A 22,060-nucleotide genomic window follows, 5' to 3' on the forward strand; every position below is an offset into this window, starting at 1 on the left:
ACGATTTTGGCATGCGCTGGGGACTATTGGCCAAGTTTAGATATAATGAGAGTTTTTAAATTGATGCAGACAAAGGAAATGACATGCGATTACTGGGCGTGAGTGTGGTCTTAGCAATGAGTTTGGGGGCGATGGGAGGGGGGCATATCCAAATTCAAGACATGCCAGAAGTACAAAAGCGCATGGGGCCTGATAACAGCCCTAGCACCATTTACTCCTATAGCAATTCGGTCAAGGAAGCGACTAAGGCGGTGGTGAATATTTCCACCCAAAAGAAGATCAAGAGCAATTTTATGGGTGGGGGGCTTTTTAACGATCCCTTTTTCCAGCAATTCTTTGGCGACCTTTATAACTCCGTGCCTAAAGATCGTGTGGAACGGGCTTTGGGGAGCGGGGTGATCATCTCTGCAGATGGCTATATTGTAACCAATAACCATGTGATCGACAAGGCCGACAAGATCACAGTCACCCTGCCCGGGAGCAATAAAGAATATGTCGCCACTTTGGTGGGTACAGATGTAGAGGGCGACCTGGCTGTGATCAAGATCAATAAGACCAATTTACCCTGTATCAAATTTGCCAATAGCAGCGATATTTTAGTGGGGGATTTGGTCTTTGCCATTGGCAACCCCTTTGGGGTGGGAGAGACGGTTACCCAAGGCATCGTTTCGGCACTCAATAAAAGTGGCATTGGGATCAACAGTTATGAAAATTTCATCCAAACGGACGCGTCTATTAACCCGGGCAACTCCGGGGGCGCGCTCATTGATAGCCGTGGGGGGTTGGTGGGGATCAACACAGCCATTCTTTCCAACACCGGAGGCAACCATGGCGTGGGCTTTGCCATCCCCTCCAACACGGTGAAAAACACCGTGATCCAGCTCATCAAAACCGGCACCATCCATCGGGGATATTTGGGCGTGAGGATTCAGGATGTGAGCAACGAATTAGCCGCAAGCTATAATGGCAAGGAGGGGGCAGTGGTGATCAGCATTGAAAAGGATTCCCCAGCCAAAAAGGCGGGCTTGATGATTTGGGACTTGATCACAGAGGTCAATGGCAAGAAGATCAAAAACTCCGCCCAATTGCGCAATCTCATCGGCTCTCTAGCCCCTAACCAACGCATCACGCTCAAATACATGCGCGACAAGAGAGAATACACCACGACCCTAGTTTTAGCCGAGCGCAAAAACCCCAATAAGAAAGAAACCAGCACCGCACATGAGGGGGCCAATGGCCAGCTCAGCGGCCTCAAAGTGCAAACCCTCACCCCCAATATGCGCAAACAAATGCGCCTTCCAGAGAGTATTCACGGGGTGTTTGTTCAAGAGGTGAAATCCAATTCCAAAGCCGAGGAATTGGGCTTCAAGCATGGCGACATCATCATGCAAATTGAAAACATCGCGGTACACAATATCGAAGACTTCAACCACGCCTTGATCAAGTACAGAAACATCCCCAAACGCTTTTTAGTCTTTGACCCTAGTTTGGGCAATTATAAACAGATTGTCGCCAAGTAGGGGGCTTGGGGGGTACTTGTGCGCTTAGAGTTAAGCGAACAAGCCCTACAGGAACGCTTTGCGCGCAATTTGGCTTTCTTTCAAGATCGCTTCCCTAGGCTTTACGCCCAGCTCCTCCCTGCGCCCAAGACCTATAATCTGCTCTGTGGCGCGCAGGGCTTTAATATCGTGGATCTGCACAGCGGTGCGCTCTTCTTCCCCTATGAGAAGGGCAAACACCAGATGTTAGAAATTTCTAGGCAGTGGGCGCGCCGTATTTTACAAAACCCCAAGTGGCAGCTCAAGGGTAGCGGGGTGGAGTTTGGCGCGCTGGATTTGCAAAGCCTGCCCCTAACCCAATACGCGTGTGATCAACTCCATAAGCTAGGGGACCCCACACGCCCCCTTAGTCTAGGCAGGCATTTCTACCCCCCTAGCGCGCTCTTTGGGTTAGCAGGGGGCTTGTTTTTGGCGTTCTTGCTAGAAGAGGGGGCGTTTTTCCACGCCCTCTATCTCTATGAAGAAAATCTAGATTTATGGCGTGTGAGTTGCTTTTTTGTGGATTATGCCCAACTCTTTCAAGCAACCCCCCCTAAGAATTGTTGTCTCTTTGTCCAACGCATGCCCGATGCGCTCTTGCAAACTCTTTTTACCTCCAAGAGAGTGACCCATAGTTTTTTGCATTTAGAGTTTAAGCCCTATGAAAGTACAAAAAGTACTCTAGCCCAACAACGCTTCAACACCCACAAAAAAAGCGCGCTAAGAGGGTGGGGGAGTTTTGAGGACGAGCTGTTGGGCTTGTCCAACACTTGGATTAATTTGCAAAAATCCCCCCGCGTACTCCACCCTAAAGCCTGCCAAAAAGTTGGGGTACCCATCTGCGTGGTGGGCAATGGCCCCAGTTTAGACGCTCTGCTAGATTTTATCCACGCCAATCAAGATCGCATGATCCTCTTTAGCTGTGGCACGGCTTTAAAGCCCTTGAAAGCGCGCGGGATTAAAGTGGATTTTCACATTGAAATCGAGCGCATTGATTACCTGCTAGATGTGCTTAAGCAAGCCCCCCTAGATCAAACCCCCTTGATCTATGCCAATATGTGCAACCCTAAGGCGGTGGGTTTAGCCCAAGAGAGTTATTTATTCATGCGCGGGGGGAGCGCGAGCGGGTATCTTTTAGAGGGTTTGGCTTTGGAGTACAGCGCGCCCTTTGTGGGCAATGCGGGGGTGAGTTTGGCATGTTTGTTCTCTAAGAGCTTGATCTTATGCGGGCTGGATTGTGGCTATCTTGAAGGGCGCACCAAGCACGCGCAAGGCTCTTTTTATGGGCTAGAAGGTGTGCAAATCCCCAGCGATGCGCTAGAAGTGCGCTCTAATTTTGGCGGGCGCGTCTTTGCCGATGGGCTTTTTATTCTCTCTAGAAACCAAATGGGCGCGCTCTTTAAAAAACACACCCCCCTAGTTTACAATCTCTCCAGCGGGGCGTATATTGAACACACTAAGCCCATGCACGCGCACGCGCTCTCCCTCCCCCCTGTGGACAAAGCCAAAGCCCTTAAAACCCTCAAGCGCGCCTTTTTAGCCCCCCTAAAAACTCCCCCCCCTGTGCGCCTAGAGGTCGTAAAAAGCCCTCTTGAAGACGCGCTCAACACCCCCATTAAGACCAAAAGGGACCTGTATGCCTTAGTGGATCGCTTGAGTGCTCTGAGCGCGCGCTTGAGCGCGCAACACCCCTTAGAGGGCATTTTATTAGAGGGCACTCTCAGCCATGCCTGCATGCACATGCTCTCTAGCGCGCTCTCCCTCCCCCAAGCCCAAATCCCTAGTTTTTATGCGCGCGCTAAGGGCGTGCTTTTAGAAACCCTAGAGAGGATGGGCGCGCAAGTCCGCCAACAAATGGAGTAGAGCGTCTTTATAGCCCTGCGCACAGGATTCATCTCTGCCTTCAAAACGCGTTACAAGCGTGGGCGTGGTGTTGCTCGCCCGCACCAAGCCAAAGCCATGTTCAAAAACCACCCGCACCCCATCAATGCTAATCACTTCTAAGATATGCGGGAAGTTAGAGGGCAGGTGCTTGTGCTCTAAGGCGTGTTGCAAGCGCGCCACTAGGGCGAATTTCTGCGCGTCTGGGACGCTGATTTTTTCTTCAGGGGTTTTATAGGAGTAGGGCAGGGCGCGTACGCGTTGTTCTAATTGCTCGGGGGTATGGCTTAAAAAGAGTTCTAAAAGACGCAACGCCGCATAGATCGCATCGTCATAGCCAAAATAGCGATCGTTAAAAAAGAGATGTCCGCTCATCTCAGCGGCAAAATGCGCCTGTGTTTCTTTGAGCTTGACTTTCAAATTGCTATGCCCGGTTTTATACATCAAGGCTTGCCCGATGGCGTTGATGCTATCATACATCACCTGCGAACATTTGACCTCCCCAATCACAAAGGGTTTAAGCCCGCGCGCGTGCAAATCTTGGGCGAATAAAATTGCCAATTCATCGCCGGCATAGGTGTGTGTGGGGGTTAAAAGCGCGATGCGATCGGCATCGCCATCAAAGGCAAGCCCTATTTTTAAGCCCTTTGCTTGCATGTGCGCTTTTAAATCCTCTAGGTTCTTGGCTTGGCTGGGATCGGGGTGGTGGTTGGGGAAGCGCCCATCCGGATTGGCATAGAGGCTTTCAAATTTGACCCCCAGTCCGCATAGGATTGGCTCTAAGCCCAGCCCCCCCACGCCATTGCCAAAATCTAAGCCAAGGGGGTAGGGGAAGTTTTGCAAATGGGCAAAGGCATGGGCTAGGTGGTGTTGGTAAAAGCCAAGGGCATTGAGTTTTTTGGGCACGATATTGCTAGTTTGGTAGGGTAGGGGGTTTTGGGCGATGTGTTGGGCGAGCTTTTGGATCGCCTCTCCATAAAAGGGTTTTTGCTCTAGAGTGATCTTAAAGCCATTGTACTCAGGGGGGTTGTGCGATCCGGTGATCATGATGGAATTGCCCAGCCGCACGCCCTCTATGGGCTCAAAGGTGGCAAAATACGCCACAGGGGTGGGGATCATGCCCAAATCAAAGACTTCTACCCCACTATGGGCTAAGCCATGGCACAAATGCATAAAGAGCTCTTGGGCGTGCGTGCGTGCGTCATAGCCCACCCCCACGCGTTTATCTGCTACTAAGTCTCCCAAATGCGCCCCGATATTGAAGACCACTTCAGGGGTGAGCTGGGTGGACACCACCCCCCTAATGTCGTATTCTCTAAAAATATCCTGTGCTAAATCCATGCAAATCCTTAAGGTTTGAGTAAGTTTAGGGCTTGGCGGCATAGATCGATCCAGCCCGAAGTGACTTTAATGGCATTACAGGCTTCAAAGGCTTGTTGCGCCTTGTCTAGCTTATTTTGCTGTTTAAAAATACTCCCTTGCATGTAAAGGGTGCGCGCTCTCTCTTTGGGCTCTAACTGCTTATTGGCTAGAAGCGTGTTACTGGCTTGCAAGGCTTGCTCTAATTTATTCTGGCGCATGAGCGCGCTGATGAGCTGTTCTTGGGCATAGGGCATGAACGCATCGCTTTGGTATTGCTTTTGCAACGCGATCGCATTTTTGGCGTAGAGTTCGAGAGTGGTAGGGTTGTTGGTGCTTTTCTCTTCATTTTGCAACAAGAGCCCATAGACCTCTAACATGCGCGCATCGTCTTTAAACCACTCTTGGAGTTTAGGAAAGATTTTAAAGGCTTCTTGGGGGTTGTTGGTGTGCATGTAGTCTAAAAACACCACAAAAGCGATGTCATAATATCTTTTTTGTTTGTTGAGTGTGGCTAAAGTGAGCGCGTCCTTAGAGGCGAGCAAAGAATCTTGGTAATTCTTCAAGGCGTAGAGATTCTTGCCTTGACGATACGACCAATCGAGGCGATCTTTAGGGCTTTCAGGCTTTTTTTGTAACCCATTATTAGAAAAGATGGCAGCTTGTTTGTAGAGCTTGGCGTTATAAAAACAATCAAAGGCTTCTAATTGATCGCTGTTGTCAAACTCTTCGGGGTTTAGAGGGTTTACTTGTATCAAAAAGGAACCCGCGCTCTTGCAATCCCCTTCTTTGATCGCGCTTTTTCCCAGTTGCAACAACGCCTCTTGCATGGGTTCAGAGTTCAAGGGTAAATCCGGGGCCATGGCCAGCACTTGACTGTAATAGCGTTCTTCTACCAACATTTGCGCCTTATAATCTAATGCTTTTTGGTGTTCTTTGGAGCCCTTGGGGTAGTCTTTGATGATCTGGTTGTAACGCGCGAGTTTCTCTTCAAAACTCCCGTGCATTAAAAAGAGGATTTCTTGATCTCTTTGTTGGACAAGGGTGATATGCGCGGCGTTTGTGAAATTGTCCAAGTAATTTAGATTGGCTGTGTGCGCTTCGTTAGGTTGTTTGTTTTTAGCATATAAAAGCCCTAGTTCAAAGGCGGCTTTTTCTTTGATCACGGGGTCGTTGTCTTGATTGGCAAGCAATTGGGCGATCCTTATAGCTGGCTCAAAGAGGGCGTGCGTCTTGAGGTCCAAGACCATGGCAAAAGATTGGGATAGGTCTTGAAGGAAGAAATCCAAATTGCCTTGTAAAATCTTGAGGATCAAGGAGGCGGCATTGGGGCTTTCATTGTGTTCTAAATCAAAGCGTGCCCAAGCAAAGGCGATTTCGCTTGCGCTTTCTCTGTCCTTGGCTTGGGCATAGGCTTTTTGAAACCCAGACAGAGCGCTACTGTTATCGCCTTCATTGGCCGCTTGCTGGGCTAGACGCATGTAGGAGAGGGGGGTGTAACGGCTTTGGGCGTATTCAGTGAGGATGCGCTTGAATTGTTCAGTCGCCTGTCTGGCGTAGTTAATTTGCATGTAGGCTGTGCCAATTAGATAGAGCACTTGGGGCACTTGGGGGTCTGAGGGGTAGAGTTTCAGCCAACGCTCCCCAATCTGGACCAAGAGATCGGGGCGCTTTTGGAGTTGGGATAGGGCAATGAGCTCATAGAGATAGAGGTCTTTTCTAAATACGGTGCTTGGATAGACTTGAAAAATACTCCCAATGGCTTTTAGGGCGCTGAGGTAGGATTGATCTTGAATGAGTTTTTTGACATTCAAATAGCCATCTAAATCCCCGCCCTTAGAGTAGTGCAGGGGCTGGTTGTCCACCCCTAGTTCTTGGATATAGGGCGTTTGCGCGTCTTCAATGAGAATGGGGAAGTTCAAACCATCCTGCGCGCTTTTAAAGATATCTTTGGGGGTTAAAAAGGGGATTTTGTAGTGATAACCCACAACCTGCCATGTCTTGGCCTGTTTGGGGATGAATTTTTGGATGGGGATGTGTTGCCTGTAGTCATGGGGGATGGCAAAGAGCTTTTGTTGGAATTTGGGGCGGATATGCAGGTAAAACACATAGTTTTTCATCTCATAGGAGATGTCAAAAAAAGGGGTTTTTAAAGGCGTGAAACCGGGTCTGGGGATGGAATGAATCACACAGGTTACAATTTCTGGAGGGATGGGCGCTTGGGTGCAGGCAAAGGGGCTCTCATGGGTGAGAGTGAGGGTCGCAAAATCCTGATTGTTTTCCTTCCCCTGCGTGAGGCTCAAATCCAGCGCGAGCAGGGGGGCGCAAGCGCATGCTAGGAGCGCTAACGCACGCTTAAAGGGCATAATTTTGGAGCACAAAGACGCTAAACACACATGCCAAAGCCATCGCCACCAACACGCTATACACCCCATACCCCCCATTTAAATGCTCTTGGGGGTGGGGGTTGGCAAAGAGCATGGCCACAAACAAGCGCAGGTAATACACAGCGGCGATCGCGCTGTTGATCACCATCACCACGCATAAAAAAACATTGCCCTGAGTGAGCAAGTTTTGCAAGATCAACACCTTACCCCAAAACATGGAAAAGGGGGGAATCCCGGCTAAGGAGCACATAAAGATCGCCCCTAGCAAGGCTAGGAGGGGTTGGGTTTTAATGAGCCCATTAAAGCGCGCATAGGGGTAGTCATAGCGCGTGGCTGTGCTATCCGCACGGCTACTCACCCCCCAAAAGAGCGCGAACGCCCCGACATTGGTCAGCAAGAACAAAAGCCAATAAACAAACATGGTATCCACATTGCCGCTAAAGACACAGGCAAGCGCAAAGCCCGTATGCGAAATGGAGCTATAAGCCATCATGCGTTTAGCGTCTTTTTGCAAGAGGGCTAAGAGATTGGGGAGGGTGATGGTGAGCGCAACTAGGGCATAAAAGAGGGTTTGCATGAAAGGAATTTGGGTGGCTAGGAAAAAGGAGAACACCCGCCAAGCCACTACCAAGCCCGCAATTTTAGGCACGATAGAGATAAAGGCGGTAAAGACCGGGTTATTGCCCTCATAAATGTCTGGCATCCAAGTGTGGAAGGGCACTAAGGACACTTTAAAGCCAATCGCCCCTAGCAAGAACACACAGGCAAAGACACAGAGCAAGACGGGGCTAAAATTCTCTGTAAAGCTCATGTTGGAGAGCTCTAAACTCCCGCTCAACAAGTACAAAATCATCATGCCCATGCTAAAAAACACGCTGGCTAACACCCCCATACTGAAATATTTCAAGCCCGCTTCTAAGCCCGTATCCTTGTGATTGAGCGCCATCAACACACACATGGAAAGTGAGGCGGTTTCAAGACCTAGAAGGATCACAATCAAGTGATCGCTAGAAACCATCAATTGGAAACCCGCCACCATGAACAAGTAGAGCCCGTAAAATTCGGGGGTTTGGAACTCTACAAAGCGTTCTTTACTCCACACCAAGAGCATGAGCAAGAAACTCGCGATCACGATGAGCTTTTGGGCAAGCAAAGAGATCGAGTCCACTTCTAGCAGATGTGAAAAGCTAAAGGTGGTGTTCACAGGCGCAAAGAGCGCGACAAAGTCCAGCCCTAAGCATAAGAGTACTAAGCAGATATTGAGATTGCGCGAAAAGGTTTTTTTAAAGACATTGAGCAAGAGCACATACACCCCCCCCAACGCGCTAATGAGCATGGGCAAGACACTAGGAAGGCTGAGTTCTTGCAAAGTCAAAGAAGTATCCATAGCAATCCTTAGGGGGAGACTGATAAGCGGGCTTTAGCGTTTTGTACCAAAGCTTGCGCGCTGGTTTCTATAGGGTTTAATAAGGGTTTGGGGTAAATCCCAAAGAAGATAATCGTGGCGATGAGCGCCCCTAAAACCCCTTTTTGTCCCCAAGAGAGATCGCCCAAAAGGCGTTTTTGGGGCGCGCCAAAAAAGACCCTTTTATAAAGGGTGAGCATGTAGATGGCAGATAAAATAATGGTGATCCCGGCCACGAAGGCGAGTACGGGCGCGTGGGCAAAAAAGCCTAGCAGACTTAAAAACTCGCCCACGAATGCGCTGGTCAAGGGCAAGCCCACATTAGCCAACGCCACGATCATAAAGAAAGTCGCATAAGTGGGCATGCAATGGGCTAACCCCTTAAAGGCGCTGATCTTGCTAGAACCTTGCCTACTAACTAGAACCCCGATGAGCAAGAAGAGCGCGCTGCTCACCAACCCATGCGAAATCATAGTGAAGAGCGCTCCGGCCACCCCCGTTGTGTTGAACGCGTAAATCCCCACCAAAGCCACCCCCATGTGCGACATGGAGCTATACGCCACAAGGCGCTTCATTTCGTGTTGGGCGCAGGCTAACCAGCCCGCATAAATCACCATCAGGAGCGCGAGCACGCATAGGGGCTCAGAGAAACTGAGCAAGATGTCCGGGAAAAGAGGCATAAAAAAGCGTAGGAGAGCGTAAGTGCCCATTTTAGAGAGCAGAGCGGCTAACACCACAGAGCCCACAATGGGCGCGTTGCCATAGGCATGGGGTAACCAACTATGAAAGGGCACAATGGGGATTTTCACCGCAATCCCCACAAAGAAGGCTAAGGCGACCCATAGGCGCGCATGTTCGGGCAAGATCACTTGCGTCAAGCTGTAGAGATCAAAGCTCCACCCCCCTGCAACGCTAGCATAGACATAACCACAATAAAGAATCCCTAGCAACATGAATAGCGAAGCCACAAAGGTATACAAGAAGAATTTGAGCCCAGAATACAGCCTACGCCCCACCCCAAAACGCCCGATCATATAGAGCACGGGCAAGAGAGAAACCTCCCAAAAGACATAGAAGAAGATCAAGTTAAGCGCGCTGAAAACCCCCATGAGCATGCCCTCTACCAACAAAAGCGCGGTGATCATGGCTTGCTGGTGGGCGCGCACATAGAGCACGCACAAGAAGATCACCAACGCGCTCAAGACCAATAAGAAGAGCGAAATGCCATCTACGCCCACATGGTAGCTAATCCCATAGCTTTCTAAAAAGCCTAGATAGCCCACTTCTTCAAATTGCATGCTTGCCTGTGTGGGGTCAAAGAGCGCCCACAGCCACAGAGTCAAACACAGCTCCACAAATGCCACCAACACGCCATAGCCCTTAGCATGGCGATCGGGCATGCCCAGCAAGGGCAAAGCCGCCACCATGGGCAAGAAGATGAGCAGGCTCAACAGATGGGAAGAGGGCACTAATTGCAAATAATCCATGCTATCTCCAAAAACTCAAAATCGCCAACACCAGCATGACCAACACGCCAAAGCCCATCCACCTCAAAGCCGCGCTCAAATTGCCACTTTGCATGGGCACTAAAATTTGAGCCAAGAGGGAGGGGATTTTAGCCAGCGCGTCGATGGCGACATCTAGCGCGCGTACTTCTAGCTTGCGCCATAGAAATTTACCCATGTGCAAAAAGCCTTGCGCTAGCAGGGCATAGAGTTGGGGAATGTAGTATTGGTTGTAGAGGAGTTTGTACAAAAAGCCATGATCTTGTTTGCAGATCATCCCCCGTTGGTATTTTTTCACCCCATAGGCGATGGCGAGCAACACGAGCCCTGTAGTGAGCGCGAGTAAAAGCCATGTGGGCACGGGGTAATCTAAAAAGGAGGGCACATGGATAGCGTTGCGCACAAATCCAAAAAAGGGGTGTTCTGCAAAGCCAGCGATGATGGCTAAGAGCACAAGAGGGCTCATCGCCACTAACATAAACTTGGGGGCTTCATGGGGGTGCTCAAGGCTGTGTACTTTGGGCGCAAAAAAGACCAACATCAAGAGCCTAACGCTATAAAAGGCGGTGAAGAGCGCCCCGATGAGTAAAGCTAAAAAGAGTCCATGATGTCCCGTGCCAAACGCCACTTCTAAAATTTTATCTTTGGAGAAAAAGCCCGCAAAGGGGTAGATCCCACATAGCGCCACAGAGGCAATGGTCATAAAGATCGCGCTCCATTTCAAGGGCTTGTAAAGCCCGCCCATTTTGCTGATGTCTAGTTCATCGTGCATGGCATGCATCACATTGCCCGCCCCCAAGAACAAAAGGGCTTTAAAAAAGGCATGGGTGAAGAGGTGGAAGAGCGCAACCCAGTAAGCCCCTAACCCGGCCGCTACAAACATATAACCCAGTTGGGAAAGCGTGGAGTAGGCGATGATGCGCTTTAAATCCTTATTAACTAAAGCCATGCTTGCCCCAAAGAGGGCGACAAACGCCCCCAAACACGCGATGGCATAACCCAATTCAGGCACAAGGGCATAGAGTGGGTGGGCGCGCACCAGCAAATACACCCCCGCTGTAACCATCGTGGCGGCATGGATTAGCGCGGATACGGGCGTAGGTCCCTCCATCGCGTTGGCTAGCCATGTGTGCAAGGGGAATTGCGCGCTCTTGCCCATCGCGCCCACAAATAAAAGCGCGCCCATACCTAGCAACATTCTATGATCCACGCCCTGGATATTGGCAAAGATCACCTCATATTGCAACGAGCCAAAAGCCCAATAAAGCCATAAAATGCCTAGCAACATGCCCAAATCGGCGATGCGATTCATCACAAAGGCTTCAATGGAGGCACTATTGGCACTTGCCTTGTGATACCAAAACCCAATGAGCAGGTAGGAACACAAGCCCACCCCCTCCCAGCCCACAAAGAGCCCCAAAAAGTTATCGCTCAACACCAAAAAGAGCATAGAAAAGACAAAGCCAGAGAGATAGCTAAAATAGCGGTTATAGCCCTTGTCTTCTAGCATGTAACCAATGGAATAAATATGTACTAGAAAGGAGACAAAGGTTACAACCACAATCATCACCGCACCAATGGGATCGAGCATGAAAGAAAAACCGACCTTAAACCCCCCTACAGCGATCCAATCAAAGAGATAGACATGATAGGAGGTGTGATCAAAGAACACCCCCTTAGCAAGCACTAACGCGCTCATAAATGCCCCCGCTAAGAGTGCAGAATTGAGCACCCCTACATGCACGGATTTAGAACAACCCCCCAGCAAGCCCGCATAGAGCGCACCTAGCAAGGGTAAAAACAGCACCGCGCCCAGCAAGACTTGCGCACAATGGACCTCTAACATGCCTAGCCTTTCATGCGATTTAGGGTGTCAATGTCTAGGCTCTTGTGCTTTTTAAACCAGAGGATCACCAGCCCCAAGCCTACCGCCACCTCGCCCGCAGCAATGGCGATCATGAACAACGCCACAATTTGCCCATTGATGTCCTGCAAAGAGTGCCCAATCGCCACAAACGCGACATTGATCGCATTGAGCATGATCTCTGTAGAGAAAAAGAGCATCAAAATATTCTTACGGCGCAACATGCCCGCCAAACCGACACAAAAGAGCAGAGCCGCAAATACCAAATAATGGGGCAGACCAATCACGCGTTCTCCTTTGAGGGAGGGGTAAAATGACTCTTGTATAGGGCGGTGGCAACGCCTCCCACCAACGCGGCTAAGAGCATCAAGCCGCCCACTTCAAAGGCGAGCAAGTACTTGCTAAAGAGGGCGTAACCAACTAGCTTTGTGTTAGAAACAGCGCTAGGGGCGTTGTTGAGCGCGTCCTTGAGAAAAGAAGCGTATTGCCCCACAAAGGGTGCGCCCAAAACAAACACCAGTACCACCGCCATACACACCCCCAAGAACACCACCACCTTAGGCGCATGCGCGCGTTCGATCACCTCTTCAGAGGCGTTGAAAAACATCATCCCAAAGGCATACATCACAATCACCGCCCCCACATAGACGATGATCTGCACCACGCCCAAAAACTCCGCATCCAGCAGAAAGAAAAACGCCGCGATGAAAACCATCGCGCTCGCTAGCGCGCTCATCGCATACAAGATATTTTTGTGGTGATCACCACCAAAGCCATGCCCAAGGTGAGTACGGCAAAGAAATAAAAGGCGATGGTTTCAAACATGGGCTTTTTCCTCTTCCTTCACCTCTTCTTTGGCTTGGGGGGTGTCTTCTTTAGGATCATCCTTGGCATAATCTAGGGGGGTTTGTTGCAAACGCGTGTGCGCATCTAGGCTAGGTGCGCCAAAACCGGCAAATTCTACATGGCTGTGATCGCGCGCGCTCTGCACATCGGTTAAAAACTCCGCCTTGCCCCCAAATTGGGAGCGTTGCACACTGCTATTTTCAAAGCGTTGCCCCATCACGATAGCTAGTTCAGGACACACCTCCGCACACAGCCCGCAATAAATACAACGCCCTAAATTGATGGTGTAGCTATCAATGTGTTTGCGCTCGTCTGCGCCCTTGTGGGTGATAATTCTAATGCAATTACTGGTGCAAATTTTTTCGCACAACCCACACCCAATACAGCGTTCAGAGCCCGATTCTAAAAGTCTTTGCAGGTGATGCACGGCACGATAACGCGGGCTTAAGGGCAAAACCTCCATAGGGTAGTGGATCGTAACATCCTTGCTAAAAAACTCTTTAATGGTGAGCCCCAAGCCCTTGAAGAGATCCAACCCAAAGGTGGATTTGAGCGTGCCTAAGAACTTTTGGGGGGTGGTCGCCGGCTTGGGTTCTTGGGCGATCCATTTGTAGCGTTGTTGCGCCATACTTTCTCCTTAGATTAAGATGACAAGTCCGGTGATCAAGATATTGACCAAGGACAAGGGCAACATGATCTTCCAACACAAGCGCATGAGTTGATCGGGGCGCACATGCGGGAAGGTGGCGCGTGCCCACATCGCCAAAAACACAAAGAAACAGACTTTAAGCAAGATCGCCACCCCCCCGGGGATAAAGCCTAGGGGATTATATCCCCCAAAGAAGATCAAAGAGATCACAAAGCAAAAGGCAAAGAGGTGGGCGTATTCGGCTAAGAAAAACATCCCCCATCTGAGCCCGCTATATTCGGTGCAAAACCCCGCCACAATCTCGGCTTCATGTTCTAATAAGTCAAAGGGGGTGCGATTCAACTCGGCATAACTAGCCACCAAGAACAAGAAAAAGGCTAGGGGTTGTTTGAACACCAGCCAATGCAAGATCCCCCCAGATTGGTAATTGTTGATCTCAATCAAAGAGAGCGAACCTACCACCATGATCGGGGCTAAGATCGTCAGAGTGCTCACTACCTCAAAGCTCAATAATTGGATGGCTGCGCGCGCCGATCCGATCAAAGAATACTTGCTATTAGAAGCCAAACCCGCGAGCAAGGGCGCGTAAATCCCCGCCGCGCCCACGGCTAAAAAGAAGAGCAAACCGACATTGATGTCTGAAATGATGGGCTTGATGGTGTGCCCAAAGAGGGTGAAATCCCCAAAAAAGGGGATGGGTGCCATAGAGACAAAGGCGCTCACCATCGCGATCACGGGCGCAACTGCAAAGATGAGGCGGTTGGCGTGTTGGGGGATCACATCCTCTTTACAAAAGAGTTTGATCGCATCGGCAATCACTTGCAAGAGCCCAAAGGGTCCTACATAGGTTGGTCCTAAGCGGCGTTGAAAGATGGCTAAAACCTTGCGCTCCAAATAGGTGGCAAACGCGCCCAAGCCTGCAAACACCAACACCACCACTAAAATTTTGACACAGGTTTCTAGGATCTCTACACTCATACGCGCTCCAACTCTAGGGTGCTAAATAGCCCTTGGGCGAAGATCCCCTGTGTGTCTAAATTAGGACTCACCATGAAAATCTCTTGTTCTAGGCTGTGATCCACATAAATCGCCCCCTCTAAATGCAAATCGCCCTTTTTCAGACGCACGCAAGCCCCCTCCTCTAGCCCTAACTTCTCTAGGTGCGCTGCAGAAACATAAACCCCCGCCTTGAGTTGCAGATTAGCGCTTTGCAAAGTGGGCGTACCAAACTGGGTTTCGGGGTATTTGCAATAGGCGTTAAAGCCACTGGGCAACACCGCTTGGATGGGCGCGCTGGGGGGTTCTTGTGTCGCATAGAGGGGGGGGTTGAGTTTATAGCCCCTGTGGTTGCACTTGTCATTACTATAGAAATTTTTGAGGGTGTCATAGGCAATAGGCTTATAACCCTTCTCTTGGGGGAGCACATGGGTATAATCTACCAAGCTCTCCCCCACACAGCCAAAATACTGGGCGATGTCGCTTAGATCAAAGCCTTCAAAGCGCAGGGCGGGTCTGATGGGCAACAAACGCCCTTCAAAATTGGTCAGACTCGCCTCTAGTTGGTTGAAGCTAGGCAAGATGAAATCTACTCTGTGCGCGCCCTTGTTGTCGCAATCTAAAGTATAATCCCCCTTGGTGCGAATCCCCACACTAGGAGACTCCATGGTGGGTGTATCCAAAGTGCAAATAGAGGCGATGCCTAAAGCATTCGTGCTAGGGGGCACTAAGATTACCGGGCAACGCGCGCTGAGTGTTTTTAAAAGCGAGGCGATGTTGGAGGCTTTAGGGTGGGTGTAGAGTTCTTGCCCGGCGATGAGCACAATCTTAGAGGCTTTAGCGATCAAGGCTTGCATTTTTTCAAAATCACCCAAAGCCAGCCCAATGGATTCTAGCATGGTGTAGTGAGGTTTTTCGCCCTCGCTCAAACTTTCTAAGAGGGGTTGTAAGCTGGGGTGTTCTAGCCCCAAAGCGTGCAAAAACGCGCCTAGCACAATCTCTTCGGCATGGGGGGCGTGGGTGAGGGGCAACACAGCGCGGCTCATTTTGGTGATCGCCTTGTCCTTGATGGGGTGGGCGTAAATGAGCGCGCTCCCCTTATTGACCTTGAGCGCGTTGGCGATGGCGTATTTCATCAAGGGGTTTTCTGTGCGGATCTTAGACCCCAAAGTCAAAATAAGGTTGGCGTGCTTGATGTCTTCTAGATCGCCAAAGGCACTTGGCTGGAGGATATTTAAAAAATTTTGAAACGCGCGCACCTCTTCATTGATAAGTTTAAAGCCTAGCTTTTGGCGCAAGTGCTCTACTAAATAAGCCTCTTCATTGCTCACATCTCCCCCGATATACACCACCTTAGCCTCTTGGAGTTTTTGTACGGCTTGCTCAATGTGCGCGCTCCCCTTAGGGCTTGCATGCACATCAAAGGCAAAACGCCCTGCGCCACAGATGGGGTTATGGTAAAAATCATTGCCCACCCGAAAGATTTTGAGATCATCGCCCAAAGTGTCAAAATGGCGCACTTCATAGCTGATGAAGCATCCGGCAGCACAATGCGCGCAGGTGGAGTCAATGCGTTTGAGCTCCCACGCATTCGCGCTATAGCTAAAATCTTTATAGACAATCGCGCCCACCGGGCACACCGCAATACACTCCCCGCAATCAAAACAAGGCGTATCGCCCACAAAGCCAATCATCCCCTTTTGTTTGCGACTCCACACACTAAAAGGATCTTTGGGCATGCTGGCTTTGAATTTGTCTGGGGCGTGCAGATCCGCCTTCAGCGCCTTTAAATTGCTATCCCCGATATTATCGCTACAAGTGGTTACGCAACGCTCACACATGATACACAAGTTAGGGTCATAAGAAGCCTGTGCCCAAAAGGCAAAGGGTTTTAGATTATCGCGCACGGCAAAGGGCTGGGTTTCTACCTGCATGCGCATGGTCATATCCTGCAACTCGCACTCCCCACTCTTGTCGCACACCCCACACTCTAAAGGGTGATTGACATCATAGGTTTGCATGATCATCTTGCGCTCGGCTACGATCTCTGGCGTGTTAGTGCATACCCGTGTGTTGGGCTTGGCTTTGGTGTTGCAACCATAAACGCGTTTGCCATCCACCTCCACCATGCACATCTTGCACGCCACGGTGGGGGAGCACCCGCTCAAATAGCAAATGGCAGGGATATACACCCCCGCACTTCTAGCGGCTTCTAAGATCGTCTGCCCTTCTTGAAATGCAATTTCTTGCCCATCAATATTAAAAACCATCAAGCCCCCTTTTTGACCACCAAGGTCCAATCCACACGATTAAAACGCAACGAATTCATCAAGGTATCCCCCCTCGCCCTGACAAATTCTGCGCTCTGCTCCACTAGATCAAAATCCACCACCTCCACCATGAAAATCACCACCTCGCCCGCGCTCACACTGCTATCTAAGATCTCTCCCAAGCGTTTTAACACCGCTTGGTTGGGTTCATCTCTCAAATGGCGCAAGTCAAAACGCCTCATCGATCCACCTCCCCAAAGACGGCGTTGCTCGATCCAATAATCGTAACCGCGTCCGCCAAATACTGCCCCACAAGCACATCTTGCAACGATCCAATATGAAAGAAGCTCGGAGCGCGGATTTTTAAGCGGTAAGCATAGGGCTGCCCTTCAGAGTGGATAAAAAAGCCCAGCTCGCCCTTGGGCGATTCGGTGGGCGCATACACCTCGCCCCTAGGGGGGCGCATGCCCTGGGTTACCAGCACGAAGTGTTGCATCAAGGCATAGTTTTGCGTCATGATGTCTTCTTTGGGTGCAGAGATGTAGTCGGGGGCTTTAGCCATGATGGGCGTATCTGTGGGCGCATACATGGGGATGAGCTGTTCTAAAATGCGCAAAGATTGCTCAATTTCATACATGTAGAGCAAGTAGCGATCGTAAGAATCCCCATTAGAGCCCACCGGAATATCAAAATCCAACTCGGGATAAAGCTCATAGGGCTCTTCTTTGCGCACATCATAGGCAATCCCGGTGGCGCGCAACATGATCCCACTCGCTCCCCATGATTTTGCCATCTCTTGGGTGAGAGTGCCCACATTCTCTAGGCGCGCGCGCCAAATGCGGTTGCTATCTAATAGCCCACTGATGAGCTTGTGGGTGGCGCGCACCTCCTTGATGAAGCCTTGCAAACTCTCACACCAATTTGGGGGCAAATCCATCGGCACGCCCCCGATGCGAATGGCATTGTGTGTGAGCCGCGCCCCGCAATAATCCTCCATCAAGTCTAACCCGTATTCGCGCGTCTTAAAACAATAGAGAAACACCGACATCGCGCCCACATCTAGGGCATGCACACTCAAGAAAAAAACATGGGAGATGACGCGGTTGAGCTCTAAAAGCATGGTGCGAATCACTTGCGCGCGTCTAGGGATTTCTAGCCCGATGAGTTTTTCTACCGCATAGGCATAGGCGTAGTTATTGCTTGTAGAAGAGGTGTAATCTAGGCGATCTGTGGTGGGCATGTATTCATTATAGGTCATGTTTTCGCCCAGCTTTTCGCACCCGCGGTGCAAATACCCGATCTCTGGAGTGGCTTTGGTGATCTTCTCCCCGTCTAACTCCAAGATCAAACGCAGTTGCCCATGCGAAGAGGGGTGTTGGGGACCAAAATTGACCACCATTTTATTGCCATCTTGCTCAAAGAGCACATTTTCAAATTGGGGTTTGAGTTTGGTAAAAATCTGTGCCATTAGGGTCGCTCTTTGAGTTCTGTGGGCGCGTCAGTGTGTAGGTCTTTGACAAATAAGGACTTTTGAAAGGCGTGCTTGCCCGGATTGTCTTTGGCAACCAAGCCCTTAGCTTGTTCATGCCCCACCTTTGAGAAGTTGAAGGTATCCTTCTCATCTACGCGCGCGCTATCGCGCTGTTCAGGTCCGATAATCTCGCGATACTCCTTACCAAAAATCTTATCCACTTCATACCATGCGGCGTGTTCATCTCCCTTAAGTGGGTAGGATTTCAACAAAGGATGCCCCACCCAATCTTCTGGCATCAAAATACGGCGCAAATAAGGGTGGTTTTCAAAGACAATCCCAAACATGTCATAAGCCTCGCGCTCGCTCCACAGCGCGGAGCTAAAAAGGTGGCTTAAGGACTCCACGCTCTCTTGCGCGCCCAAGACGCATTTCACGCGCACGCGCCGCTTGTCTGCAAAATTGGGCAAGTAAGAGACAAATTGATAAAAGAGCTCGAATTGATCGCGCTGTTCTAAAAAGTCAATGGCACTCATCTCGCTCAAAGTGCTATAGCCCACCTTTTTAAGCACAGCAGCAACCCCTGCCACCTCCTGCTTTGCCACCCAAAAGACTGCGCAATTAAGCTCAATATAGCACTCTAAGACTTTGTGATTGTAGCTTAAATGGTTGTAGATGACCTCATAGGGTGTGCCCACGATGGGAGATTTAGCGGTGGGCTTGATGACATGGAACCGATCGGAGTAATGTACCTGTTTTTGCACATTGGCATTGGGGCGTTGTTTTCTAACCATGCGTGCTCCTTGCAAGGCTTTTGCGCGGGTCGGTTTTGATCGCCTTAGCGCGGCGGATCTTATCTTGCAACACCATTAGGGCGTATTGCAAGGTTTCAGGACGGGGGGCACAACCGGGCAAATAAATATCGACCGGAATGACGCGATCCACCCCCTGCACCGTGGCATAGGTGTTGAACATCCCCCCCGTGTTGGCGCATGAGCCCATAGAAATGACCCATTTGGGTTCGGGCATTTGATCGTAAAGGCGGCGGGTGAACTCGGCGTGTTTTTTGGTGAGCGTGCCCGCAATGATCATCACATCAGATTGTCTAGGCGAGGCTCTAAAGATGGTCCCAAAGCGATCAAAATCAAAGCGCGAACCCCCCGTAGCCATCATCTCGATCGCACAACAGGCTAGCCCATAGGTAAGAGGCCAAAGCGAATTGCTGCGCCCCCAGTTGAGCAGGTGATCTAAAGTGGTGAGTGCGATGGGAAGCCCGTTATTTTTGAGATAATTCACTGCATGCTGTGCCATTCTAGTGCTCCTCTCTTCAAAGCATAGACAAAGCCAATGCCCAGTAAGGCGATGAAACTGAGCATCTCCATAAAGCCAAATAGCCCCAAGTCCTTAAAATCCAACGCCCATGGGAACATGAACACAATTTCTACATCAAAGAGAATGAAGAGCATCGCCATGACATAGAATTGGTGGCTGACGCGGTTTTGTTGTTTGAGGGCTAGGGGTCCACACTCGTAAGCGGACAGCTTGAGCTTTTCGTTTTTGCGTTGCGCCATCAAGCGGCTAAGATAGCGTTGGATTTTTAAAGTCCAGTTGAACACCACAAAGCTAAAGACCAAGAGAACAAACACCCCAAAGTAAGGATGTTCTACCACGCCATTTGCTCCCACCACTAGCTCCCTATTGTAATCTGAACGAGGTATTAAAGCATAATTTCATTAATGCAAACTTTGATGATGGGGAAGAGAGAAGAGAGAAAACAACGCTCAACCTTTTCTCCTACTCTTCTGAAGCTTTGAGAGTAGAATTTAGCGGCCTCCTTTTCAAGGATTAAACCCAAAAACCCCCGCGTGAATCAAGGGTTAAAAAAGTGCGATGAGTTATAATATCTGTGTTGGCATGTGTGGTCTTCTTTGAGGGCAAAAGGGGTAGAAAGCGTTCTTTCTTAGGGTAGGTTGGCATGTGGGACCCTAAAGAAAAGGCGCGCCCGCGTAAGCAGAATGCTTACACGTTTGGCGCGTTGATGCACAAAGTGCTGAAGTCCAAAGCCTGCTGCTCATTTTTGCCCAAGAGTTGCGCTAGAGCGAAAAACCCCCCCAAAGGGGGGCTAAGACTATTGTGCCACAAACTAACTTAAACTAAACGCCTTTTTAAGCGCGGCTTCTTCTTGGGCAAAATGCGAATTCACATCAAGGCTTGCCCGCTAGGCGGGTCTAAAGCACCTCTACTCCAAGAGTGAGCCCGCCCTCTATGAATATTCACACTGGCGTTCAAATCCCTATCTAAAGAAAACCCACAAGAGGGGCAATCAAATACCCTATCTTTTAGGCTCAAATCCTCTTTAACCGCTCCACAGCTAGAGCAGGTCTTAGAGCTAGGAACAAAAGCATCGCTTTTGATGAGACCTATTTAACCACTTGGGTTTTTCTCTCTAACGAGCCGGTGCAAATCAGAATGATTTGTGCCGTTTGCGAGGAAGCCACAAACTCACTAAAAGCCAAATCATTAATCTTGCGCCCCCAAAGTTTAACCATACCCTTCAGGTTTAAATCTTCAATGAAAATACGGCTGTATTGCTTAGCTAGGCTATTGGCAAGCTTATAGAAAAAGTCTTTTCTAAGATTTTGGACTTTGCGGTGTAGCCTAGCTAATTTGAGTTTGGCTTTTAGGCGGTTGTTGCTCCCCTTTTTCTTTGTGGACAAAGAGCGGTTGCAAGCTTTGATTAAAGGCAAAAATTTAGAGAAAAACAAAGGCGATGCTATTTGCGTGCCATTAGAGCAGGTGAGAAAAGTTCTTAACCCAAAGTCAAGCCCCACGCTGTTACCGCCTGCGGGCTTAGGGTTGTCTGCCATTTCACACACCAAGCACAAGAAATAATCGCCTAGATTATCTCTTTTAATGGTTAAGGTCTTGGGTTTGCCTACAAGGTCATAAGTCTTGACAAACTTAAAAGCATAGCCATTAAAAGAAATAATGTTGTCTTGGATTTTATAGCCATATTGCGAAAATGTGAAAGATTTGTAAGAGTGTATTTTTTTAAAGCGGGGCGGTCTGCCTTGTTTCTTAAAAAACTTCTTATAAGCCTTGTCTATCCTCTCTACTAGCTCCTGCAAGGTTTGCGAGCCTAGAGTTTTCAAAAAAGCAAAGCGTGCTGTTCTCTTTAGTTTGGTGATGTGTCTTTTTAAGGTGTAAAAACTCAGATGTTTCTTGTAGAGTTTGTAGTATCTCTTATGCAAAGCGATACAATGGTTATAACAAATGCCATAGAGACGCAGAAGTTTGCCGATGTGCTTATTTTTGCTTGAATTGTAGAGCTTCTGCTTGTAGGCGATTAACATGAGGGTATTATACATAACTCCAGTGATATTTAAGAGATGCGCCAACTATCCGCTTAGCTAAAGCTAGGGGGTTTAGCGCGCGGTTGCTAAAAGTAGAAGAGTATGCGCAAAGAGAGAGACGCGCTCTTCTAGTGCTTAATCTTTCTTTTTAAACTCAATTTTCTTAATTCTTGAAGCGACAATGGAGTACTCAAGCCCCTGATAAGTCACCCCGATGTCATCCTCTTCGGGCTCCTCATCTGGTTGGGGGTTAGCACGGGCATAATAGACATAATCTAACTGGACATCCTCCCACACCCTGCCGTCTTCAAAAGTGATTTTTAAGGGGCTTTTGCAACCGTGTAGGTCAGGCAAGTTTTTCATGGCTCTCCCATCTTGATAGGGTCTACTGGCACAATATGCACGCCGTGTCTCTGATTCCAATGTACCTTTTGAGCAAAGGGATAGGGCTCTTCGTGGGCGGGGCGTTTTTTGAGTTGCTCAAAATGGAGTTTTTGGAGTCCCCACCCCTGTTTTAAAACCGGGGCTTGTTTGAA

The 22,060-nt window shown here is 49.5% G+C and carries 17 protein-coding genes and 2 pseudogenes; 2 read left to right on the top strand and 17 right to left on the bottom strand.

The window, feature by feature from the left end; translation table 11 throughout:
- Nucleotides 1-83 precede the first annotated feature (83 nt).
- A complete protein-coding gene (locus EAO38_RS00620; RefSeq protein WP_121020313.1) occupies nucleotides 84-1,520 on the top strand; it encodes a Do family serine endopeptidase in 1,437 nt (478 codons plus the stop codon).
- An 18-nt stretch (nucleotides 1,521-1,538) separates the two neighbouring features.
- Nucleotides 1,539-3,401: a motility associated factor glycosyltransferase family protein gene (locus EAO38_RS00625; protein WP_121020314.1), complete on the top strand. Its 1,863-nt coding sequence runs from the start codon at nucleotides 1,539-1,541 to the stop codon at nucleotides 3,399-3,401.
- Here the strand turns inward: EAO38_RS00625 and EAO38_RS00630 are convergent.
- The 17 genes and pseudogenes from EAO38_RS00630 to EAO38_RS00715 form a co-directional block, all read right to left on the bottom strand.
- Nucleotides 3,360-4,760: a phosphomannomutase/phosphoglucomutase gene (locus EAO38_RS00630; RefSeq protein WP_121020315.1), complete on the bottom strand. Its 1,401-nt coding sequence runs from the start codon at nucleotides 4,758-4,760 to the stop codon at nucleotides 3,360-3,362. The two genes, EAO38_RS00625 and EAO38_RS00630, sit on opposite strands and share 42 nt — an antisense overlap.
- An 8-nt stretch (nucleotides 4,761-4,768) precedes the next feature.
- Nucleotides 4,769-7,144, bottom strand: coding sequence for a DUF7494 domain-containing protein (locus EAO38_RS00635; RefSeq protein ID WP_121020333.1), 2,376 nt, complete (start codon nucleotides 7,142-7,144; stop codon nucleotides 4,769-4,771).
- The gene (nuoN, locus tag EAO38_RS00640; RefSeq protein WP_121020316.1) at nucleotides 7,134-8,552 is read right to left on the bottom strand and encodes an NADH-quinone oxidoreductase subunit NuoN; all 1,419 of its coding nucleotides are present in this window, start codon (nucleotides 8,550-8,552) and stop codon (nucleotides 7,134-7,136) included. The genes EAO38_RS00635 and nuoN overlap by 11 nt, the downstream gene beginning before the upstream one ends.
- Before the next feature lie 8 nt (nucleotides 8,553-8,560).
- Nucleotides 8,561-10,057, bottom strand: a complete 1,497-nt coding sequence (locus tag EAO38_RS00645) for an NADH-quinone oxidoreductase subunit M (protein ID WP_121020317.1) — start codon at nucleotides 10,055-10,057, stop codon at nucleotides 8,561-8,563.
- A 1-nt stretch (nucleotide 10,058) separates the two neighbouring features.
- Nucleotides 10,059-11,921, bottom strand: a complete 1,863-nt coding sequence (nuoL, locus tag EAO38_RS00650) for an NADH-quinone oxidoreductase subunit L (RefSeq protein ID WP_121020318.1) — start codon at nucleotides 11,919-11,921, stop codon at nucleotides 10,059-10,061.
- 2 nt (nucleotides 11,922-11,923) lie between these two features.
- A complete protein-coding gene (nuoK, locus tag EAO38_RS00655; protein WP_104752028.1) occupies nucleotides 11,924-12,226 on the bottom strand; it encodes an NADH-quinone oxidoreductase subunit NuoK in 303 nt (100 codons plus the stop codon).
- Nucleotides 12,223-12,764: pseudogene (locus EAO38_RS00660) on the bottom strand (NADH-quinone oxidoreductase subunit J). The gene nuoK and the pseudogene EAO38_RS00660 overlap by 4 nt, the downstream one beginning before the upstream one ends.
- Nucleotides 12,757-13,413 (bottom strand): NADH-quinone oxidoreductase subunit NuoI, encoded by a 657-nt coding sequence (gene nuoI, locus EAO38_RS00665; protein ID WP_104752030.1) that lies wholly within the window; start codon nucleotides 13,411-13,413, stop codon nucleotides 12,757-12,759. The pseudogene EAO38_RS00660 and the gene nuoI overlap by 8 nt, the downstream one beginning before the upstream one ends.
- A gap of 9 nt (nucleotides 13,414-13,422) precedes the next feature.
- On the bottom strand, nucleotides 13,423-14,412 hold the full coding sequence (nuoH, locus tag EAO38_RS00670; protein ID WP_104752031.1) for an NADH-quinone oxidoreductase subunit NuoH: 990 nt from the start codon (nucleotides 14,410-14,412) through the stop codon (nucleotides 13,423-13,425).
- Nucleotides 14,409-16,703: an NADH-quinone oxidoreductase subunit G gene (locus EAO38_RS00675; protein WP_205588312.1), complete on the bottom strand. Its 2,295-nt coding sequence runs from the start codon at nucleotides 16,701-16,703 to the stop codon at nucleotides 14,409-14,411. The genes nuoH and EAO38_RS00675 overlap by 4 nt, the downstream gene beginning before the upstream one ends.
- The gene (locus tag EAO38_RS00680; RefSeq protein ID WP_121020320.1) at nucleotides 16,700-16,942 is read right to left on the bottom strand and encodes an NADH-ubiquinone oxidoreductase subunit E family protein; all 243 of its coding nucleotides are present in this window, start codon (nucleotides 16,940-16,942) and stop codon (nucleotides 16,700-16,702) included. The genes EAO38_RS00675 and EAO38_RS00680 overlap by 4 nt, the downstream gene beginning before the upstream one ends.
- Entirely contained in the window at nucleotides 16,939-18,168 is a 1,230-nt protein-coding gene (nuoD, locus tag EAO38_RS00685; RefSeq protein ID WP_104752034.1) for an NADH dehydrogenase (quinone) subunit D, read from the bottom strand. Before nuoD ends, EAO38_RS00680 begins: the two co-directional genes overlap by 4 nt.
- Nucleotides 18,168-18,965 carry an NADH-quinone oxidoreductase subunit C gene (locus EAO38_RS00690; protein WP_121020321.1) on the bottom strand — a complete coding sequence of 266 codons (798 nt, stop codon included), beginning with the start codon at nucleotides 18,963-18,965 and terminating at the stop codon, nucleotides 18,168-18,170. Before EAO38_RS00690 ends, nuoD begins: the two co-directional genes overlap by 1 nt.
- Entirely contained in the window at nucleotides 18,958-19,482 is a 525-nt protein-coding gene (locus EAO38_RS00695) for a NuoB/complex I 20 kDa subunit family protein (RefSeq protein WP_104752036.1), read from the bottom strand. Before EAO38_RS00695 ends, EAO38_RS00690 begins: the two co-directional genes overlap by 8 nt.
- Complete coding sequence (locus EAO38_RS00700) at nucleotides 19,464-19,856, bottom strand: NAD(P)H-quinone oxidoreductase subunit 3 (protein ID WP_104752070.1); 393 nt, start codon at nucleotides 19,854-19,856, stop codon at nucleotides 19,464-19,466. The genes EAO38_RS00695 and EAO38_RS00700 overlap by 19 nt, the downstream gene beginning before the upstream one ends.
- A 543-nt stretch (nucleotides 19,857-20,399) precedes the next feature.
- Nucleotides 20,400-21,524, bottom strand: a pseudogene (locus EAO38_RS09060) (RNA-guided endonuclease InsQ/TnpB family protein).
- 135 nt (nucleotides 21,525-21,659) lie between these two features.
- The gene (locus EAO38_RS00715) at nucleotides 21,660-21,887 is read right to left on the bottom strand and encodes a hypothetical protein (protein ID WP_121020322.1); all 228 of its coding nucleotides are present in this window, start codon (nucleotides 21,885-21,887) and stop codon (nucleotides 21,660-21,662) included.
- Nucleotides 21,888-22,060 lie beyond the last annotated feature (173 nt).

It is taken from the genome of Helicobacter vulpis (genome assembly GCF_003660395.1).
Classification (GTDB): domain Bacteria; phylum Campylobacterota; class Campylobacteria; order Campylobacterales; family Helicobacteraceae; genus Helicobacter; species Helicobacter vulpis.

What these genes read in the sequence shown, in the direction of transcription:
- EAO38_RS00620 (WP_121020313.1), top strand. Translation starts at nt 84, where the DNA reads ATGCGATTACTGGGCGTGAGTGTGGTCTTAGCAATGAGTTTGGGGGCG.
- EAO38_RS00630 (WP_121020315.1), bottom strand. Translation starts at nt 4,760, where the DNA reads ATGGATTTAGCACAGGATATTTTTAGAGAATACGACATTAGGGGGGTG.
- EAO38_RS00635 (WP_121020333.1), bottom strand. Translation starts at nt 7,144, where the DNA reads ATGCCCTTTAAGCGTGCGTTAGCGCTCCTAGCATGCGCTTGCGCCCCC.
- nuoN (WP_121020316.1), bottom strand. Translation starts at nt 8,552, where the DNA reads ATGGATACTTCTTTGACTTTGCAAGAACTCAGCCTTCCTAGTGTCTTG.
- EAO38_RS00645 (WP_121020317.1), bottom strand. Translation starts at nt 10,057, where the DNA reads ATGGATTATTTGCAATTAGTGCCCTCTTCCCATCTGTTGAGCCTGCTC.
- nuoL (WP_121020318.1), bottom strand. Translation starts at nt 11,921, where the DNA reads ATGTTAGAGGTCCATTGTGCGCAAGTCTTGCTGGGCGCGGTGCTGTTT.
- nuoI (WP_104752030.1), bottom strand. Translation starts at nt 13,413, where the DNA reads ATGGCGCAACAACGCTACAAATGGATCGCCCAAGAACCCAAGCCGGCG.
- nuoH (WP_104752031.1), bottom strand. Translation starts at nt 14,412, where the DNA reads ATGAGTGTAGAGATCCTAGAAACCTGTGTCAAAATTTTAGTGGTGGTG.
- EAO38_RS00680 (WP_121020320.1), bottom strand. Translation starts at nt 16,942, where the DNA reads ATGAGGCGTTTTGACTTGCGCCATTTGAGAGATGAACCCAACCAAGCG.
- nuoD (WP_104752034.1), bottom strand. Translation starts at nt 18,168, where the DNA reads ATGGCACAGATTTTTACCAAACTCAAACCCCAATTTGAAAATGTGCTC.
- EAO38_RS00690 (WP_121020321.1), bottom strand. Translation starts at nt 18,965, where the DNA reads ATGGTTAGAAAACAACGCCCCAATGCCAATGTGCAAAAACAGGTACAT.
- EAO38_RS00695 (WP_104752036.1), bottom strand. Translation starts at nt 19,482, where the DNA reads ATGGCACAGCATGCAGTGAATTATCTCAAAAATAACGGGCTTCCCATC.
- EAO38_RS00715 (WP_121020322.1), bottom strand. Translation starts at nt 21,887, where the DNA reads ATGAAAAACTTGCCTGACCTACACGGTTGCAAAAGCCCCTTAAAAATC.